Origin of the sequence: Comamonas sp. 17RB, assembly GCF_030056555.1 — a bacterium.
GTDB lineage: Bacteria > Pseudomonadota > Gammaproteobacteria > Burkholderiales > Burkholderiaceae_C > Comamonas > Comamonas terrigena.
Genome location: NZ_JASHHY010000004.1, coordinates 73593 through 92724 on the forward strand (window position 1 = coordinate 73593; position 19132 = coordinate 92724).

13 protein-coding genes are annotated in these 19132 nt (G+C 64.9%); 6 read left to right on the forward strand and 7 right to left on the reverse strand.

Translation table 11 applies throughout. The annotated features are described in order from the left end of the window. Positions 1–27: 27 nt before the first annotated feature. The 7 genes from QM470_RS08610 to QM470_RS08640 all read right to left on the reverse strand — a co-directional run bounded on the left by QM470_RS08610 (position 28) and on the right by QM470_RS08640 (position 13380). Positions 28–1086 carry a patatin-like phospholipase family protein gene (locus QM470_RS08610; protein ID WP_283338940.1) on the reverse strand — a complete coding sequence of 353 codons (1059 nt, stop codon included), beginning with the start codon at positions 1084–1086 and terminating at the stop codon, positions 28–30. Then, the gene (gene ligA / locus QM470_RS08615; protein WP_283338941.1) at positions 1086–3209 is read right to left on the reverse strand and encodes an NAD-dependent DNA ligase LigA; all 2124 of its coding nucleotides are present in this window, start codon (positions 3207–3209) and stop codon (positions 1086–1088) included. The genes QM470_RS08610 and ligA overlap by 1 nt, the downstream gene beginning before the upstream one ends. 232 nt (positions 3210–3441) lie before the next feature. Then, on the reverse strand, positions 3442–4674 hold the full coding sequence (locus QM470_RS08620) for a cell division protein ZipA C-terminal FtsZ-binding domain-containing protein (protein WP_283338942.1): 1233 nt from the start codon (positions 4672–4674) through the stop codon (positions 3442–3444). A 19-nt stretch (positions 4675–4693) separates the two neighbouring features. Further along, the gene (smc, locus tag QM470_RS08625) at positions 4694–8218 is read right to left on the reverse strand and encodes a chromosome segregation protein SMC (protein WP_283338943.1); all 3525 of its coding nucleotides are present in this window, start codon (positions 8216–8218) and stop codon (positions 4694–4696) included. A gap of 319 nt (positions 8219–8537) precedes the next feature. Further along, entirely contained in the window at positions 8538–8861 is a 324-nt protein-coding gene (locus tag QM470_RS08630; RefSeq protein ID WP_279998875.1) for a YnfA family protein, read from the reverse strand. A 234-nt stretch (positions 8862–9095) separates the two neighbouring features. Then, on the reverse strand, positions 9096–12269 hold the full coding sequence (locus QM470_RS08635; RefSeq protein ID WP_283338944.1) for a bifunctional diguanylate cyclase/phosphodiesterase: 3174 nt from the start codon (positions 12267–12269) through the stop codon (positions 9096–9098). 217 nt (positions 12270–12486) lie between these two features. Continuing rightward, positions 12487–13380 (reverse strand): LysR family transcriptional regulator, encoded by an 894-nt coding sequence (locus tag QM470_RS08640; protein WP_283338945.1) that lies wholly within the window; start codon positions 13378–13380, stop codon positions 12487–12489. A 213-nt stretch (positions 13381–13593) separates the two neighbouring features. Between QM470_RS08640 and QM470_RS08645 the strand changes: the two genes are divergently transcribed. From QM470_RS08645 to mmsB, 6 genes are all read left to right on the forward strand, one after another. Further along, on the forward strand, positions 13594–15117 hold the full coding sequence (locus QM470_RS08645; protein WP_279998878.1) for a CoA-acylating methylmalonate-semialdehyde dehydrogenase: 1524 nt from the start codon (positions 13594–13596) through the stop codon (positions 15115–15117). 89 nt (positions 15118–15206) lie between these two features. After that, positions 15207–15647 (forward strand): lysozyme inhibitor LprI family protein, encoded by a 441-nt coding sequence (locus QM470_RS08650; protein ID WP_283338946.1) that lies wholly within the window; start codon positions 15207–15209, stop codon positions 15645–15647. Positions 15648–15739: 92 nt separating this feature from the next. Continuing rightward, positions 15740–16906 (forward strand): acyl-CoA dehydrogenase family protein, encoded by a 1167-nt coding sequence (locus QM470_RS08655; RefSeq protein ID WP_283338947.1) that lies wholly within the window; start codon positions 15740–15742, stop codon positions 16904–16906. Positions 16907–16980: 74 nt separating this feature from the next. Beyond that, entirely contained in the window at positions 16981–17523 is a 543-nt protein-coding gene (locus tag QM470_RS08660; RefSeq protein WP_283338948.1) for a TfoX/Sxy family protein, read from the forward strand. A 71-nt stretch (positions 17524–17594) separates the two neighbouring features. Then, the gene (locus QM470_RS08665; RefSeq protein WP_283338949.1) at positions 17595–17996 is read left to right on the forward strand and encodes a DUF488 domain-containing protein; all 402 of its coding nucleotides are present in this window, start codon (positions 17595–17597) and stop codon (positions 17994–17996) included. A 129-nt stretch (positions 17997–18125) separates the two neighbouring features. Continuing rightward, positions 18126–19019, forward strand: coding sequence for a 3-hydroxyisobutyrate dehydrogenase (mmsB, locus tag QM470_RS08670; RefSeq protein WP_283338950.1), 894 nt, complete (start codon positions 18126–18128; stop codon positions 19017–19019). Positions 19020–19132: the final 113 nt, after the last annotated feature.

The following is a 19132-nucleotide window of genomic DNA, read 5'->3' on the forward strand; positions in this document are numbered from 1 at the left end:
CTGGACCCTAGACGCCCTGCTCATGCCTCATTGCCGCAGCCAGTGGGCCAAGCCCGGCAGCGCGGCCTGCGTTGCGGCATAGCCGGCATCCATCGCCTCCTTGGCGCGGTGGAAGTCCAGCAGACCCAGATGCGCCAGACGCGGGGCAATCACCAGCTCGGGCGGGTCACCGGCCATACGGCTGCGCGTGATGCGCATCTGCATGATGTTGACGCTGGTCATCACCACATCCAGCACCGACGGAATGCGCATGCCATCCACCAGCGGGCTGTTGGCGACGGCCGGCGGCGCACCCACGCCAGGGATCCAGGACGTCAAGCGCTTTGACCAGGGCTTGCCATGGGGCGGCACGGCAGCCCCGACCTCCTCCACCGCCGTGCCACCGGCTGGTGGCACAGGGTAAGGCGGCGTCCTGTTCAACATGTCATCCCCCTCTTCGTCACCATCTTCCGCCTGCTGGTGGCGTGGTGATGGAATCGGTGGCGGCGCCTCCTGTACCGCCAGCGGCTGCATATGGCGTTGCATCAGATCGACGTTCAGATCCACGGCGATCACAATGTCAGCACCCATGGCACGCGCCAGCGATGCGGGCACCGGATTGACCAGACCACCGTCCACCAGCAAACGCCCTTCACGCAGCACTGGCGTGAAAAGGCCGGGCAGCGCGATCGAGGCACGCACCGCATCGGCGATCGAGCCCTGGCGCATCCACACCTCCGCCCCCGAATGCAGGTCGGTGGCCACGGCCCCAAAAGGAATTGGAGAGTTCTCGATATCGAAATCGGCGAAATTGCGGCGCCAGAAGCTGATCAGCTTCTCCCCCTTGAGCATGCCTCCGGCCAGATTGAAGTCCATGAAGCCGAACACATCGCGCATGCCCAGGCCTTGCACCCAGTCAGCAAAGCGCTCCAGTTCGCCACCGGCATAGGCGGCACCCACCAGCGCACCGATGGAGCTGCCACAGACCACATCAGGCTGTATGCCCGCATCCCGAAGCGCCCGCAGCACGCCAATGTGCGACCAGCCACGGGCCGAGCCACTGCCCAGCGCCAGGCCCAGTTTGGGAGTACGCCGGCTCAGTGCCATCAGGCGCCTCCGTCCACGTTGCCGCCTTGCAGCAAGGCCAGCATGCCCGCCTCGTCCAGGACCTTCACACCCAGTTCCTCGGCCTTGGCCAGCTTGCTGCCGGCATCTGCCCCAGCCACCACATAGCTGGTCTTCTTGCTGACCGAGCCGGCCACCTTGGCGCCAGCGGCTTCCAGCATGTCCTTGGCAGCATCGCGCGTCAGCGTGGGCAAGGTACCGGTCAGCACCACCGTCATGCCAGCCAGGATCTGGGCCGGCTTTTCGGCCGGTGCGCCCTCTTCCCAGTGCACCCCGCAGGCACGCAGCTGCTCCACCACCTCGCGGTTGTGGGGCTGCGCAAAAAAGGTATGGATGCTGTCCGCCACAATGGGGCCCACGTCACGCACTTCCAGCAGCTGTTCCACGCTGGCGTCCATGATGGCGTCCAGCAGGCCGAAGTGCCGCGCCAGATCCTTGGCCGTGGCCTCCCCCACATTGCGGATGCCCAGCCCGAACAGAAAGCGCGGCAGCGTGGTGGACTTGGATTTCTCCAGCGCATCCAACACGTTCTGCGCTGACTTTTCGGCCATGCGGTCCAGCGCCACCAGTGATGTCAAACCCAGCTTGTACAGATCGGGCAGCGTGCGCACCACATTGCCATCCACCAGCTGGTCCACCAGCTTGTCGCCCAGACCTTCAATGTCCATGGCACGGCGGGCGGCAAAATGCAGCAGCGCTTCCTTGCGCTGGGCGGCACAGAACAGCCCGCCGGTGCAGCGGTGGTTGGCCTCGCCTTTTTCGCGCACCACGGCACTGCCGCAGATAGGACACGCAGCGGGCATACGGAAATTGGGCACATAGGCCGCCCGCGTACCGGGCACCCTGCCGACGACCTCGGGAATCACGTCCCCCGCGCGGCGCACGATCACGGTGTCCCCCACGCGCACGCCTTTCTTGCGCGTCTCAAACAGATTGTGCAAGGTGGCATTGGTCACCACCACCCCGCCGACCGCCACCGGCGCCAGGCGCGCCACAGGGGTGAGCTTGCCGGTACGCCCCACCTGCACGTCGATGCCTTCCATCACGGTGGGCATCTCTTCGGCCGGGTATTTGTGGGCCACGGCCCAGCGCGGCTCGCGCGTCACAAAGCCCAACTGGCGCTGCTGGGCCAGACTGTTGACCTTGTAGACCACACCATCGATCTCGTACGGTAGCGTGGCGCGCTCGGCCCCCATGCGGGCATGAAACGCCACCAGCTCGGCAGCGCCATGGGCAATCTGCACCTGCGGCGCCACCGGGAATCCCCAGGCCTTGAGCTGCTGCAGCAGAGCGTAATGGGTGCCAAACTGAGGCCCCCCTTCGGCCACCGGTGTGACATCCCCCATGCCGTAGGCAAAGAAGGACAGCGGACGCTGGGCGGCGATATTGCTGTCAAGCTGGCGCACGGCACCGGCCGCCGCGTTGCGCGGGTTGGCAAACAGCTTGGCGCCTGCGGCCTCCTGACGGGCGTTGAGCTTTTCCAGGTCGGCACGGCGCATGTACACCTCGCCGCGCACCTCCAGCACCGGCGGTACGCCGCCCGCACCTGTCGGCAAGGTCAACGGAATCTGGCGGATGGTGCGGATGTTGTGCGTCACCTCCTCACCCACCTCACCATCACCGCGCGTAACGGCATGGACCAGGCGGCCCTGCTCGTAGCGCAGGCTCATGGCCAGGCCGTCGAACTTGGGCTCGCACACATATTCCACCGCCGGCGCGCTGTCGCCCAGCTCCAGCTCGCGGCGAATGCGGGCATCAAAGGCTTCGGCGCCTGTGGCTTCGGTATCGGTCTCGGTACGGATGGACAGCATGGGTACCACGTGGCGCACCGGCGTCAATCCGTCGAGCACGGCACCGATCACACGCTGCGTGGGGGAATCCGGGGTGATGAGCTGCGGATACGCCCCTTCCAGGCCCTGCAGTTGCTGGAACACGCGGTCGTACTCGCCATCGGGCACGGTGGGTGCATCCTGCACATAGTATTCATGCGCCCACTGCTGCAACTGGGTACGCAGCGCCTGTACCTTGGCCACCACCGCCTTGGGAGCTGGCGTAGCGCTTGCACTGGGCGTTTCACCCGAAAAAAGGTCAAAATTTTCGGTCATCAGACTTCAATGGTTCAATACGCTGCGCGCGGCAGGCATGCGGGCTCCCCCATCCTCGCCCGAAAGAGCGATGGCGTAAAGCCCAGGCCAGACCTGCACAAGCAACGCAGCCTCGTCAGAGGCAAAGACGCACGCAAGAGCCGCCTAGCAATGGCGCTGCCGTTTCGTCCCGCATCGCCACGCGGCACGATCGTGCTGAGCAGGCCGCTTCGGGCGACCCCGGGGAAATGCCTTAATTAAACAAACGGCGTGCCAGCATGGAGCCGGCCGACAGTTCGCGCTGGTCCAGCTGGTCGTACAGCAGTTCCAGATCGCCGGCAATGGGTTCCAGCACCTGGGGGTGCAGCGGCTGGCCGTTCTGGTCGCACAGCACGCCATCCATGGCCTCGCACAGCGCCTGCGCCACTTCGCGCAGCCTGGCAAACGGCTGCTCGGTACGCGGCACCTGGGGTACGTCCAGACTCAGCATCACCTCATGGAAGGCAGTGCGGTCCAGATCGGCGGCCTGGGCAGCCTGGGCGTCGAACGCCAGCACCAGCAGCGGATAATTGCCGGGCACCGGCGACGGCAGCATCATGCGGCCTGGCATATTGGTCATCACAAAGCCCAGCTGACCGGCATGCTGGCGCACATAGCCCGGGCTCCAGGCGGCGGTACGGGCGCGCAGCATGAAGCTCAGCTGCGCATCGTGCTCGCTGGCGAACTGGTCCAGCTCGCGCGCTCGGCCCACTTCGTGCAGCATGTCGGGCAGCTCCAGCGCGCCGTTCAGGGCATCGGCAAAGGTCTGGGCCTTGGCGGCAAATTCGGAGAACTCGATCTCGTTGAGTGCACCGGTGCGGTTGGCCAGCTGCACGCCCGCCTGGAAGGCGTTGTAGCGCTGGCCGGCACGCACGCTTTCCCAGTCGCGCGTGGCCTCGTTGAAGCCTTCGATACGGAAAGGCTTGCTGCCCGCCCGGCGCGTGGTGGGCTGCACCTGCAGTGCCGCCTCGCCGGAGACGCTTTGCTCCATCTGGATGGGCGCGATGGCATCGATCAGGCCATCGAGCGCCAGCTTGCGTTCGGCCGGCAATGGCTGGTGCACCGGCGCCGCAGCTGCAGTCTGTGCCGGAGATGGCTCCTCCACACCTGCACCATGGGCCACCGGGGCCACGGCCTTGTCCGGCTGCGGCGCAGCGATGGGTGCCTCGAATTCCGGCTTGTCCGGCATGGCATCCAGCAGCGGATCGTGCAGCGGGGTGCTCAGCGGCTGGGTGGCGGCCGGGCGCATATGGGGGGGCAGATCCGTCACGTCCACACCGTCCAGCGCAGGCTCGAAGCGGGCCGCATCTTCGGCGCCCTGGCGGGCTTGTTCGTCCCGGTCCGCACGCTTGGGGGCGTGGCGGCGGGTGTTCCATGCGTTGTAGGCCACGATCAGGCCGAGCAGGACGACGCCCACGACGGCCAGACTGATTTGCAGGGTGCTCATGAATGGGTCTGTTTCGTATTCAAGCCTCGGCCATGGACAGCGCGGACTCCATGTCCACGGCCACGATGCGGGAGACACCTTGCTCCTGCATGGTCACGCCGATCAGCTGTTGCGCCATTTCCATGGCGATCTTGTTGTGACTGATGAACAGGAACTGGGTGCCCTTGCTCATGCTGGCCACCAGTTTGGCATAGCGCTCGGTATTCGCATCGTCCAGGGGGGCATCCACCTCGTCGAGCAAACAGAACGGCGCCGGGTTCAGCTGGAAGATGGCGAACACCAGCGCAATCGCGGTGAGCGCCTTCTCGCCACCCGACAGCAGGTGGATGGTCTGGTTCTTCTTGCCCGGCGGCTGGGCCATGACCTGCACGCCCGAGTCCAGGATTTCGTCGCCGGTGATGATCAGCTTGGCATTGCCGCCGCCGAACAGCTCCGGGAACATGCGGCCGAAGTGGCGGTTCACCGTGTCGAACGTGCCCGACAGCAGCTCGCGCGTTTCGCCATCGATCTTCTTGATCGCGTCTTCCAGCGTCGTCATGGCGCGTGTCAGGTCGTCCATCTGCGCGTCCAGGAAGGTCTTGCGTTCCCGGGCGATCTGCAGCTCTTCCAGAGCGGCCAGATTGACGGCCCCCAGGGCGGTGATCTCGCGGTGCAGGCGGTCGATGTCGCCTTGCAGGCCATGCAGGCGCACATTGCCTTCCGCAATGGACTGGGCCACGGCAGCCAGATCGGCATTGGCCTCGGTCAACAGGCCTTCGAACTGCTCCACCCCCAGGCGCGCGGCCTGCTCCTTGAGCTGGAATTCCGTGATGCGCTGGCGCAACGGATCCATGCTGCGCTCCAGCTGGGTGCGACGCTCGTCGCTGGCTCGCAGCTTGTTGGTCAGGTCATCGTATTCGCTGCGGCAGGCAGCCAGGGCCTGCTCGCGCTCCATCTTCAGATTCAATGCATCCTGCAGACCGCCCTGGGCTGCCGCATCGTTCAAGCGCCCTTGTTCGGCCACGGCACGCTCACGCTCTTCGGCCAGGGCCTTGCTTTGCTGCATTGCCGTTTCCATGGTGCGCTGCAACTCGCCCTTGCGCGCCTCCACGCTGCGCTGGCTGAAGGTGGCTTCCTGCGCACGGCGTTCCAGCGTGCGCTGCTGCTCGCGGCATTCGGCCACTTTGCGTTCGCACTCGATCACGCGTTCGTCCAGCTGGGCATGGCGCTCCTGGCTGTCGGCCAGTTGCATGTCCAGCTCTTCAAACCGGGCCTCGGCCGCCACGGCGCGCTCCTGCAGCTCTTCGAGCTGGGCCACCACTTCCCCCAGGTCCGCATCCAGCTGGGCCGTGCGGGCACGCGCCTGCTCGGCCAGTTGGCTCAAACGCAGCGATTCCACCTGCAACTCGTGCGCGCTTTGCTTGGCCTCCGACGCTTCGCGCCGTGCCGTCACCAGGCGCTGCGACGCATCGGCATACGCACTTTCTGCGCGGGCCAGGGCCATGCGGGATTCTTCGTGGATCAGTGTCTGCGCGCGGAGCTCTTTTTCCAGATGCTCAATTTCCTGCGCCCGGGCCAGCAGACCGGATTGCTCGGAATCCTGGGCGTAAAAACTCACACTGTGTGCCGTCACGGCGTGGCCGGTGGGCACGTAAATGGTTTCACCGGGCTGCAGGCTGGCGCGACGGGTCAGCGCCTCGTCCAGCGTGGGGGCGGTGTAGCAGCCGGTCAGCCAATCCACCAGCACGGCCTGCAGACCGGCATCGCTGATGCGCAGCAGGTCCGACAGGCGGTTGGCGCCTTGTCCGTTCTGCGCAGCGGTATCCGATGGCTTGTTGTAGAAGGCCAGCCGGGCGGGCGGCGCATCGTGCCCGCCGGCGCCCAGAAAGCCGCGCACCATGTCCAGGCGCCCCACTTCCAGTGCGCCCATGCGTTCACGCAGAGCCGCTTCCAGCGCGTTTTCCCAGCCGGGCTCCACATGCAGGCGGCTCCACAGTCCCTGCAGGCTGTCCAGCCCGTGCTTGGCCAACCAGGGCTGGAGCTTGCCATCGGTCTTGACCTTTTCCTGCAGCGCCTTGAGGGCCTCCATGCGCGCAGCCAGATCGGCCTGGCGGGCGCCTTCCTGGTTCAGTGCCTGTTGGCGCTGGCGGCGCTCATCGTCGAGCTGGGGCACGCTGTCCTGCAGCTCCACCAGCGCGGCTTCGGCCATTTCGGCCAGCTCGGCCGCTTCTTCATACTGCTGGCGAAGGTTGGTGACGCGGGTCTCGTCCGGTGCAGCCAGGGCATTGCGGTCGGTGCGCAGGCGTTCGTGCCGGGTCTCCAGCTGGCGAGACTGTTCGCTGGTGCTGCGCTGCTCGGCGGCCAGCACCTGGATTTGCTGCTGCACCTGGGTAACCAGCTGGCGTTGCTCGTTGGCCTTGGTCTGGGCCGTGCGGTGCGCGTCCTCCAGGTCGGGCAGCTGCATCGATTGCTCTTCGAGCTGGGCTGCCAGCATCTCGGCCTGCTCTTCGGCATCCATACCCTGACCGGCCAGGGTTTCCAGTTCGATCTCCGCCTCTTCCCTGCGTGTGCCCCAGGCGGCAATCTGCTCGCCCAGCTGCTGCAGGCGCTGCTCCACGCGCTGGCGGCCTTCCACCACATAGCGGATCTCGGCTTCCAGCCGCCCCACTTCCGCCGTGGCTTCGTACAGCTTGCCCTGGGCCTGGTTGACGGTGTCGCCGGCCGCATAGTGGGCCTGGCGGATGGTCTCCAGATCGGCCTCGATGTTGCGCAGCTCGGCCATGCGCGATTCCACCTCGTTGACCGCTTCCAGCCCTTCGGTACGGATCTTGGCCATGTCGGCCTCGGCGTCGGCACGCTTGAGGAACCACAGCTGCTGCTGCTTGAGCGTCACGCTGCCTTGCAGCGCGTTGTACTGGGCGGCCACTTCGGCCTGTTTTTCCAGCTTCTCGAGGTTGGCGTTCAGCTCGCGCAGAATGTCTTCCACGCGGGTCAGGTTCTCGCGCGTATCGGACAGGCGGTTTTCGGTCTCGCGACGGCGTTCCTTGTACTTGGACACACCCGCCGCTTCTTCCAGGAACAGGCGCAGCTCTTCGGGGCGGGATTCAATGATCCGGCTGATGGTGCCCTGGCCAATGATGGCGTAGGCACGCGGACCAAGACCGGTGCCCAGGAACACGTCCTGCACGTCGCGGCGACGCACCGGCTGGTTGTTGATGAAATAGCTGCTGTTGCCGTCACGCGTGAGCACGCGCTTGACGGCGATTTCGGTGTACTGCCCCCACTGGCCGCCGGCACGGTGATCGGCGTTGTCGAACACCAGCTCCACGCTGGAGCGGCTGGCCGGCTTGCGGTGGGTGGTGCCGTTGAAAATCACATCCTGCATGGACTCGCCACGCAGCTCACTGGCCTTGGACTCCCCCAGCACCCAGCGCACCGCATCCATGATGTTGGACTTGCCGCAGCCATTCGGCCCCACCACGCCCACCAGCTGCCCAGGCAGCAGAAAGTTGGTAGGTTCGGCAAAGGATTTGAAGCCAGCAAGCTTGATGGAATTAAGGCGCACGGGTCAGATCAGTGGCAGAGAAATGGTATGGGAGAGTGCGAAGCGGAAAACAGGCCCGCATGATACCGCGCTTGGCTGCAGGCCAACCGCAGGGGACGCGCCAGCAGACTTCAAGTCAAATAGGCATTTAATCCTTTCACAGAAAAGACAAGCAGCTATTGATTCGGAAGCAACACCGCTGCTCGTTGGGCGGGACTTTTCTGGCCCCATGCCTGGTCGCCACGCACCGCATCGTGCTCAGCTGCCCCGGAACCACCCCGAACGCGGCCATGGCGCGGCAGCCCAGGACAGCCGCGCAGCCTGTGCCAAATGCCGCGGATCAGGCGCCGCGCGGCCCAAAGGCAATGATGGCCATACCGCCCAGGCAGACCAGGCCGCCCACCACATCCCAGGTGCTGGGCCGCACGCCGTCCACGGCCCACAGCCACAGCAGCGCCGCCGTCACATACACCCCGCCGTAAGCCGCGTAGACCCGTCCACTGGCGTCAGGGTGCAAGGTGAGCAGCCAGGCAAACAGGCCCAGGCTGGCAGCCGCCGGCAGCAGCAGCCAGGCGCTGCCCCCCTGGCGCAGCCACAGCCAGGGCAGGTAGCAGCCCACGATTTCGGCCAGGGCCGTCAGCAGGTACAGGGCAAATGTGCGCATGGGAAAGACAGAACCGCCACAAAGTGACGGTGTCCGGTGTAAAAGAATGCACAAACCATAGCATGCAGTGCAGATGGCAAGCGCTGCGGTGGCTGATTTCCCTAGGAACACGTGTTGGCGATCACGCCGTCCGTGCGCAGCGTCGCGCTGCAGCTCCGGCCCAGCCTGCTCAAAGAACTGGACATCCATCACCATTCGCCCGGTCTGCGGTGGCCGGAGTCACCAGCGCGCCACTCAGGCGATGGCGGTGTGCTCCACGCCGCTGAACTGGGCCACCCAGGCTTCGAACTGCGCCACCGGCACAGCCGGACTGAACAGATAGCCCTGCCAAGCATGGCAGCCGTTGGCATCCAGAAAATCGCGCTGGGCTGCGGTTTCCACGCCTTCCGCAATCACCCGCAGCCCCAGCGAGCTGGCCAGGGCGACGATGGTCTTGGCAATCGCCTGGTCGTTGGCATTGGTCAGCACTTCCCGCACAAAGCTCTGGTCGATCTTGAGCTGCTCCAGCGGCAAACGCTTCAGATACGACAGCGAGGAATAGCCGGTACCAAAGTCGTCCAGCGAGAAGGCCACGCCCAGGCCGCGCAGTTGCTCCATCTTGCGGATGGTGTCTTCCACATCGGACAGCAGCATGCCCTCGGTCAGCTCCAGCTTCAAGCGGTCGGGGCGCACGCCGTGCGAGGCCAGGGCCTGCTCCACATCCTGCACAAACTGCGGCTGCTGGAACTGCAGCGGGCTGACATTGACCGACAGCGCCAACTCCGCCAGGCCGGGGCGCTGCGCCCACTGCGCCAGCTGGCGGCAGGCCGTGTGCAGCACCCAGCGGCCCAGCTGCAGCACCATGCCGTTGTCCTCAGCCAGCGGAATGAACAGCGCAGGCGAGATGAACCCCTTGACCGGGTGCCGCCAGCGCAGCAGTGCCTCTGCCCCTACCACCTGCTCGTGCATGACCTGGGGCTGGTAATACAGATCGAACTGGCTTTGCTCGATCGCGTTGCGCAGGTCGGCTTCCATCTCCGCGCGGGCGCGGATCGCGGACTGCATGCTGGGGTCGAAGAAGTGCAGCGCGTTGCGCCCGGCACTCTTGGCCTCGTACATCGCCAGGTCTGCCCGCTTGAGCAACTCTTCCACCGTCTCGCCCGTGCCATGGAACGTGGTGGCTCCCATGCTGACCGTGACGTGGCAAGGGGCGGTACCCAGGATGAAAGGCTCGCGCAGCGCTTCCATCATGCGGCGCCCCAGTTTTTCGGTCTGCTGGGCGGCCTGCAGCGGATCGGCCGGCAGGTTCTCCAGCACCACCGCAAATTCGTCCCCGCCCTGGCGGGCCAGGGTGTAACCCGCATGCGGCCCCTGGGCCAGGCAGTGCGACAGGCGCTGCGCCACCTGCAGCAGCAGCGCATCGCCCTGGTCGTGGCCCTGGGTTTCGTTCAGGGTCTTGAAATTGTCGATGTCCAGCAGCAGCAAGGCTCCAGCAGAGTTCTGGCGTGGACAGTGCTGGAGCGCGTCATGCACCCGTTCCAGCAACTGGCGGCGGTTGGGCAGCTGGGTCAGCATGTCGAACAGCGCCAGGTTGCGGATCTTCTCTTCGGCCTGCTTGCGCTGGCTCAGGTCCATCAGCGTAAAGACAAAATCGCTCTGCACCGGGCTGCCAGACAGCTCCAGGGCCCGGATCTTGCCGTCCTTGCAGTGCACGGCCAGCTCGCAGCAGGGCATCACCCCCTGCACCATGGCCTCGCGCCGGGCAGACTCCACCCAGGCCCGGCTGGTCTGGCGCTGCGATGCATCGGGCTGGATCACATTCCACCAGTCATCCAATGTTTGCAGGTCCTGCGGGCCATAGCCGGTCAGCGCCGTGAAACGGTCGTTGATGGAGAGAATGCGCTGATGCGCATCCACCATCAGCATGCCCACTGGCAGCGCCTGCAGCATGGCGCTGAGCCGCGCCTCGCGCTGCTCCAGTGCAGCCTGCAGCTGGCGACGCTCGGACACGTCCTGCACCACCGAAATATGCTGACCCAGCAGTTCCTGCTGGCCATCCAGCAACGGAGAAGCCGCCACCTCCACCCAGATCAACTGTCCATCGCTGCGGCGCATGCGCTTGGACTGCAGATAGTTGGAGATCAGGCCCTGGCGCAGCTCGCTCAGCAGCCGGCGCGTGTCGTCCACATCCTCTGGCGCGCTCAGTTCCAGCACATTGGTGCGCAACAGCTCTTTTTCGCTGAAACCCAGAATCTCGCAATAGCGCTGGTTCACCTGCAGCAGGCGCCCGGTTTCCGAGCACACCTTGCTCACCCCCATGCCACAGTGGTGGAACAGATCATGAAAGCGGTCCATGCTCTCCTGCAATGCCGACTGGGTGTGCTCCACCTCCTGGCGGGCCTGTTGGCGCTGGCGGGCCAGCAAGGCCACCAGCAGCGCCAGCAGGGCACTCGCACCCAGGCCGCCGGCCCCCATCAGCCACGGGTGGGCACTCTCCACCTGGGACAGCAACGCACTGCGCGGCAGCAACTGCACCCGCCAGATACGGTCATGCACGGCAATGTCCCGCAGCACCGGGGCCAGTGTGGTGGTGGATGCTTCCCAATTGGGTGTGCGGTAAATGGTGCGGCGCAGGTTCTCGCCACCAGGCTGCTGATCGGCACGCCCCAGGTCCTCCACCGTCACAGCCACGCCATCGAGCTGCACCGCGTCCAGCGCATGCAGCAGCAGCTCGCGCGTCTGCAGGCTGATGTTGACGGCGCCCTGGAATACCGGCTCACCCTGGCCGGCAGGCGTCACAAACACCGGTGCACGGATCAACACCCCGGTGGGGTCCTTGTCGTCCTGCAGCAGCGTGAACGGCGCGGTCATGGACACCTTGCCCGTGGCACGCGACTGCAGCAGGCTCGAGAGGCTTTCGGGCTGCAGATACACATCCAGCCCGGCCAGCGCGGCATTGCCACGCAACGGCCAGACATAGTCGACCACGGCGTACTCCGAGCGGTCGGCCGCAAAGCGGATGCGCAGATCCTGGCGCGCCACCTGGCCATCGGCACGCAGACTGGCTTCAAAATTGGCCAGCTCGGTCGGGGCCAGGATACGGGTGAAGGTCAGCGCGCGCAGACCGGGATAACGGCGCGGCACATCCATCTCCACCATGGTGGCGTCGAACTCCTGGCGGCTCAGATACGGCTTGACCGAAAAGCGCGCCTGCAGGCCTTTGACGATTTCGCCGTACGAGTTGACACTGTGTTCCAACCCCTGCACCAGCGTATCGATGCGGTGCACCGCGCGCTCGTGCGCCATGGTCTGCACCGTGCGCTGCAGCATCCACGCCAGCACCAGGCTCAGCAAACCACCACCGCATAGCACAGCCCCTGGCAACAGCCAGACCGAGACCCACGTGCGCGAAGAAGGAGCAACTGCCATGAAGGGGGAGGAGAAGATCACACAGACGAATAAGACGATAGGCGGCTAAAACTGTGGACCACTTAAAAGCATAGTGCCTTTCTATGTTGTTGAACGGCTGAATTGATGACTTTTCTATCTAAAACGTCAACACTTTGAAACAGAAATGACCTGAATCAACCTAGGTGTTGTGCGGATGGGCGGTCACCCGGGTGAAAAACACCCCAACGGACCATCCTCAGCCCAGCCAGGTCTGCTTCTGCTGCACCGCCTCCTTCAAGAAACGCCACACCGTCTGGATGCGCGGTAAGCCTTTGAGCTCTTCCGGCATGCTCATCCAGAAGGTGCGGGTAAAGCAGGCTTGTTGGGGCAGCACACGGCTCAAGGTCGGGTCACGGTCCGCCAGAAACGCCGGCAGCACTGCCAGTCCGGCCCCGGCCCGCACCGCCTCGTACTGTGCGGTGATGCTGGTCGAGCGAAAGGCAAAGCGCTCCGGCCGGTACAACTGGTCCAGCAACTGTAGCTCCTTGGAAAACAGCAGGTCGTCCACGTAATGGATGAAGCGGTGGTGGCGCAGATCCTCGCGCAGGGCCACCAGCGGGCGGCGGGCCAGGTACTCACGCTCGCCATACAGGTACAGGCGATAGTCCGCCAGCTTGCTGACCACCACCGTACCGCGCTTGGGCCGCTCCAGGGAAATCACGATGTCTGCCTCGCGTCGCGACAGGTGCAGCAGGCGTGGCAGCGCCAGCAAATCCACCGACAGCTGCGGCCACTGCAGCGTTAGCCTGGCCAGGGCAGGCGCCAGCAGTTGCGTGCCCAGGCCCTCGGTGGTGCCCACACGCACCAGTCCACTGGGGGCCTCGGCATCATCCACGGCCAGTTCGGCCGCGTGCTCCAGTTGGCGGGCCGCCTGTGTCATGGCTTCGATGGCCGGCAACAATTGCCGGCCGGCTTCGGTCAACTGGTGACCGTTTGCCCCCCGGGCGAACAGGCTTTTGCCCAGCGCTTTTTCCAGCGCCTGCACGCGCCGCGCCACCGTGGTGTGCTCCACCCCCAGGCTGCGGGCCGCGCCCGCCAGCGTGCCCGCCCGGGCCAAGGCGCCAAAGTGGCGCAGTTGCTCCCAATCCATGTTCTCCCCTCGTACGGTGTCACCTCACACTGCCATGGCCTGCGCGCCATACAGCGGATATCTCTCTCGAAAGACCTGTGCAAAAACGCAAACCCTAAGTGCATGAATAGCACTTGTTTGCAGCATTTTGCACATCTAACATGGGATCCACCTCGGGGCTTGTCCGACATGGACGGCAGGCTTCGGCTTCACCCCCATTTCCAGGAGACACCCATGAACGCCCCTGACAAGTCCGCCGTGCTGGCCCCCACCGTCAAGCTGCTGATCAACGGCCAGTTGGTCGAATCCAAGACCACGCAGTGGCGCAATGTGGTCAACCCCGCCACCCAGGAAGTGCTGGCCCGGGTGCCCTTCGCCACCCCCGAGGAAATCAACCTGGCGGTGAGCAATGCCAAGGAAGCGTTCAAGACCTGGAAGAAGACCCCCATCGGCACGCGTGCCCGCATCTTCCTGAAGCTGCAGCAACTGATCCGAGAAAACATGAAGGAACTGGCGGCCATCCTGACCGCCGAACAGGGCAAGACCCTGCCGGATGCGGAAGGCGATGTCTTCCGTGGCCTGGAAGTGGTGGAGCACGCCGCCAACATCGGCAATCTGCAACTGGGCGAACTGGCCAACAACGTGGCCAATGGCGTCGACACCTATACACTGAACCAGCCGCTGGGCGTGTGCGCCGGCATCACGCCGTTCAACTTCCCGGCCATGATTCCGCTGTGGATGTTCCCCATGGCCATTGCCACCGGCAACACCTTTGTGCTCAAGCCTTCCGAGCAAGACCCCATGGTCACCATGCGCCTGTGCGAACTGGCGCTGGAAGCCGGCGTGCCCCCTGGCGTGCTGAACGTGATCCACGGCGGTGAAGATGCGGTGAACGCCATCTGCGACCACCCCGACATCAAGGCCATCAGTTTCGTGGGTTCCACCAAGGTGGGCACCCATGTCTACAACCGCGCCAGCCTGAACGGCAAGCGCGTGCAGTGCATGATGGGCGCCAAGAACCACGCCATCGTCATGCCCGATGCCAACAAGGAGCAGTCGCTCAACGCCCTGGCCGGTGCCGCTTTCGGTGCCGCAGGCCAGCGCTGCATGGCGCTGTCGGTGGTGGTGCTGGTCGGTGACGCCCAGAAATGGATCCCCGAACTGGTGGAAAAGGCCAAGACGCTCAAGGTCTCGGGCGGCACCGAAGCCGGCACCGATGTGGGCCCGGTGGTCAGCTGCGCCGCCCTGTCGCGCGTCGAAGGCCTGATCGAGCGCGGCATTGCCGATGGCGCCAAGCTGGAACTGGACGGCCGCAAGCCCAGTGTCCAGGGCTATGAAAAAGGCAACTTCGTTGGCCCGACCGTCTTCAGCGGCGTCAAGCCCGGCATGAGCGTGTACGACCAGGAAATCTTCGGCCCTGTGCTGTGCATCGCCGAAGCGGCGGACATCGATGAAGCCATCGCCTTCATCAACGCCAACCCCAACGGCAACGGAACGGCCATCTTCACCCAGAGCGGCGCTGCTGCGCGCAAGTTCCAGGAGGAAATCGACGTGGGCCAGGTCGGCATCAATGTGCCCATCCCGGTGCCCGTGCCACTGTTCTCGTTCACCGGCAGCCGCGCCTCCAAGCTGGGCGACCTGGGCCCCTATGGCAAGCAGGTGGTGATGTTCTACACCCAGACCAAGACCGTGACCGCGCGCTGGTTCGACGACAGCACGACCAGCCACGGTGTGAACACCACCATCAGCCTGAAGTAAGCCGGCAGCAGCAGAAACGATAGCAACTGCAGTCCATGGGCCGGGCATGCAAGTCCGGCTGGCCGCATGGAATCTGGGATGATGCAGACATGTCTTCGCCTGCATTTCCCAGCATGGGCCAGCCGCTGCAGTCCTTCGCAAGCCTGTATGCCGCCTGCCTGCTGACCGTTTCTGCGCTGTGCCCTGGCACTGCACGGGCCCAGGCCGGTGCGGCCTGCGACCCACAATCCACCGCCGTTGCCAGCCTGAACGCCTGTGCCGTACAGCACTTTCAGGAAGTGGACACGGCCCAGAACATTCTTTACGCCGACGTGATGCGCGCCCTCTCCGCCCATGAACGCCCTGCCCTGCGCCAGGACCAAACCGCCTGGAGCCGGCAGCGCACGCGCGACTGCAAGGCCCGCCATGCGGCCGACGAAGACCGGGCCGACTGGCCAGCGCGCTATCACCGCTGCCTGACGGCGGCCACCGAAGCACGCCATACCACGCTGAAACACTGGCTGCACCATGGCGAAAGGCCGCCGCAATGAGCGGCTCCAGGCAGCACGACCGGCGGAGGCCAACGGACTTTTAATCCGTTGGCCACGCCCCCCAGAACAACAACGAAACGGAGACACCCGCCATGGACTTTGAACTCACCGAAGACCAACGCGCCTTTGCCGATACCGCCCGTGCCTTCGCCCAAAGCGAGCTGGCCCCCCATGCGGCCGAGTGGGACCGCGAAGCCACCTTCCCGCGCGAAGCCATTGCCAAGGCAGGCGAGCTGGGTTTCTGCGGTCTGTATGCGCCCGAAAATGCCGGCGGCCTGGCCCTGCCCCGACTGGATGCCACGCTGGTGTTCGAAGAGCTGGCGGCCGTGGACCCCTCCACCACCGCCTTCATCACCATCCACAACATGGCCACCTGGATGCTGGGCACCTGGGCCACCGATGCCGTGCGCAGCGAATGGGGCGAGGCGCTTACCAGCGGACACAAACTGGCCAGCTACTGCCTGACCGAACCCGGGGCCGGTTCTGATGCCGCCTCGCTCAAGACCCGGGCCGAGCTGGTGGGCAACGAATACATCATCAATGGCAGCAAGGCCTTCATCAGCGGCGCCGGCGCCACCGACGTGCTGGTGCTGATGGCCCGCACCGGTGACGCTAACTCCGGCGCCTCTGGCATCTCCGCCTTTGTCGTCCCCGCCCATGCCGACGGCGTGAGCTACGGCAAGAAGGAAGAAAAAATGGGCTGGAACAGCCAGCCCACCCGCGTGATCAGCTTCGACAATGTGCGCATTCCTGCCCAGAACCTGCTGGGCCGCGAGGGCGAAGGTTTCAAAATCGCGATGAAGGGGCTGGACGGCGGCCGCATCAATATCGCCACCTGCTCGGTCGGTGCCGCCCAAGGCGCCCTCACCCAGGCACAAGCCTATATGCAGGAGCGCAAGCAGTTCGGCAAACCCATTGCCAGCTTCCAGGCCCTGCAGTTCAAGCTGGCCGACATGGCGACCGAACTGGTCGCCGCGCGGCAGATGGTGCGTCTGGCCGCATCCAAGCTGGATGCCGGCGCACGCGACGCATCGACCTACTGCGCCATGGCCAAGCGCTTTGCCACAGACGCCGGCTTCATGGTCTGCAACGAAGCGCTGCAACTGCACGGCGGTTACGGCTATATCCGCGAATACCCGCTGGAGCGCTTGATGCGCGATGCCCGCGTGCACCAGATCCTGGAAGGCACGAACGAAATCATGCGTGTGATCATTGCCCGGCGCATGCTGGATGGCGATGCCTGCGAGGCCATCCGCTGAAGCGCTGCGCTGCAGCCTTCTGTAGCATGCACCTGCGCACTGTCCATACCGTAGAAGCCGTTCCCTCCCATACCATGCCCGCCCGCCCCCTGTCCGACGATACGCTGCAACTGATTGACGCCGTGCGCGAGGCCCTGGCCGAGCAAGGCAGCGATGTGGAGGAAAAGCGCATGTTCGGCTGCCATGTATTCATGGTGGACGGCAAGATGTGCCTGGGCGTGGAGCATGACGAGCTGCTGGTGCGCCTGCCCCCCACAACCCACGCCGAAGTCGCAGAGACGCCGGGTGTGCGGCCACTGTCGAGCCGCGGGCTGATGGATGGCTATTTTCTGGTGGGCCCCGCCGCCTACGCCACGCGCGCCCAGTGGCAGCACTGGATTGACGCGGCCCTGGCCTTCAACCCATTGGCCAAGGCCACCCCCAAGAAGGCCACACCAAAAGCTGCTGCGGGGAACACCGCAGAGACAAACGGTGCTGCAGCACGCAAGCGCTCTATAAAAAAGAGCACCCCCAGCGCACCAGAAGCGCTTGAGAAGCCCAAAACACCTGCAAAAACCGGCAACCGAAAAGCGGTGACGCCGCGCAAGCATTCGGTGTTTGATGACGACGATCTGTAAGCCGCCGCCATCCTGCCCACCGCGTTCAGCCAACCCCAGACTTTCACACGCCAAGCCCCAGGAACCCCGCCATGCCCCTTCGCATCGTCCAACTCGGCACCCCACGCGCGCCCGGCGAGGGTTTGCGCATTGGCACCGTGCGACGCCCGCCACGGGGCGTGCCCAAAGCAGAATTTGCCAGCCGCGACTACTACGACTGCTGGTACCCCGAGCTGTCGCCCAGCGCCGACACCATGGCCCTGGGCCAGGCCGCGCAAAAGAGTGGTGATCTCAAGGCTTGGCAGCAGTTCGACAAAGCCTTCCGCAAGGAAATGGCCGATGCCGGTGCTGACCGCACACTGCAACTGCTCGCCGCGCTGTCGCGACAGACCAGCTTTGCCATTGGCTGCTATTGCGACGACGAAACCCGCTGCCACCGCAGCATCCTGCGCGCGCTGCTGGCCGACAAGGGCGCAGCCATCGCCGCAGACTGACCCCAGATGGCGAAAGCATTCCATCCCGCGCTCCCACCACCCTCAGGCGGCAGCACGCCACCGCACGTAAGCCACCACTGAACCGACCTGACCTCTTTCCCATACCTACACACCCAAGGAGACAGCACCATGCAAATCGCATTCATCGGCCTCGGCAATATGGGCGCACCCATGGCCATCAACCTGGTCAAGGCCGGCCACAGTGTCAAAGCCTTTGACCTGAGCCAGGAAGCCATCGCCAAGGTGGTGGCGGCCGGCGGCCATGTCGCCACCAGCGCGCAGGACGCCGTGCAGGGCGCCGAGGCCATCGTCACCATGCTGCCCGCCAGCCAGCATGTGGAAGCGCTGTTCCTGGGCAACGGCAACGCCCCCGGCCTGTTGCAGCACATCGCCAAGGGCGCGCTGGTGATCGACAGCTCCACTATCGCCGCTGCCACCAGCCAGAAAGTGGCCAAGGCCGCTGAAGCAGCGGGCATTGACTTCATCGACGCCCCGGTCTCCGGTGGCACTGGCGGTGCCATTGCCGGCACCCTGACCTTCATGGTGGGTGGCAGCGACGCCCAGCTGGACCGTGCACGTCCGCTGCTGGAAAAAATGGGCGCCAACATCTTCCACGCCGGTGCCGTGGGTGCGGGCCAGACTGCCAAGATCTGCAACAACATGCTGCTGGGCATTCTGATGGTGGGCACCAGCGAAGCCATTGCCCTGGGCGTAGCCAATGGCCTGGACCCCAAGGTGCTGAGCGAAATCATGCGCCGCAGCTCCGGCGGCAACTGGGCACTGGAGAAATACAACCCCTTTCCCGGCGTGCACGAAAACGCGCCCGCCAGCAAAGGCTATGCAGGCGGCTTTGGCACCGATCTGATGCTGAAGGATCTGGGGCTGGCCCAGGAAAACGCCATCACCACCAAATCCAGCACTCCGCTGGGCGGCATGGCCCGCGCCATTTACGCCGCACACAGCATTGCGGGCCATGGCGGGGAGGATTTCTCCAGCGTGATCAAGATGCTGCAAAAGAAATGATGGCGTAGCCGCCGGCTTTGCTTGCCTGCCGAATGCCACCCAATCTGCATTGGGTGGCATTTTTCGTTGTGCACCGGTGCAGCATCACCTGTTCTCTGGCGATCCCATCCAAG

Bases quoted from the DNA above. Each gene is read 5' to 3' on its own strand.
- QM470_RS08645 (WP_279998878.1), top strand. From the start codon at position 13,594: ATGAACGCCCCTGACAAGTCCGCCGTGCTGGCCCCCACCGTCAAGCTG.
- QM470_RS08655 (WP_283338947.1), top strand. From the start codon at position 15,740: ATGGACTTTGAACTCACCGAAGACCAACGCGCCTTTGCCGATACCGCC.
- QM470_RS08635 (WP_283338944.1), bottom strand. From the start codon at position 12,269: ATGGCAGTTGCTCCTTCTTCGCGCACGTGGGTCTCGGTCTGGCTGTTG.
- QM470_RS08650 (WP_283338946.1), top strand. From the start codon at position 15,207: ATGTCTTCGCCTGCATTTCCCAGCATGGGCCAGCCGCTGCAGTCCTTC.
- QM470_RS08610 (WP_283338940.1), bottom strand. From the start codon at position 1,086: ATGGCACTGAGCCGGCGTACTCCCAAACTGGGCCTGGCGCTGGGCAGT.
- QM470_RS08640 (WP_283338945.1), bottom strand. From the start codon at position 13,380: ATGGATTGGGAGCAACTGCGCCACTTTGGCGCCTTGGCCCGGGCGGGC.
- QM470_RS08660 (WP_283338948.1), top strand. From the start codon at position 16,981: ATGCCCGCCCGCCCCCTGTCCGACGATACGCTGCAACTGATTGACGCC.
- QM470_RS08665 (WP_283338949.1), top strand. From the start codon at position 17,595: ATGCCCCTTCGCATCGTCCAACTCGGCACCCCACGCGCGCCCGGCGAG.
- ligA (WP_283338941.1), bottom strand. From the start codon at position 3,209: ATGACCGAAAATTTTGACCTTTTTTCGGGTGAAACGCCCAGTGCAAGC.
- QM470_RS08620 (WP_283338942.1), bottom strand. From the start codon at position 4,674: ATGAGCACCCTGCAAATCAGTCTGGCCGTCGTGGGCGTCGTCCTGCTC.
- QM470_RS08630 (WP_279998875.1), bottom strand. From the start codon at position 8,861: ATGCGCACATTTGCCCTGTACCTGCTGACGGCCCTGGCCGAAATCGTG.
- mmsB (WP_283338950.1), top strand. From the start codon at position 18,126: ATGCAAATCGCATTCATCGGCCTCGGCAATATGGGCGCACCCATGGCC.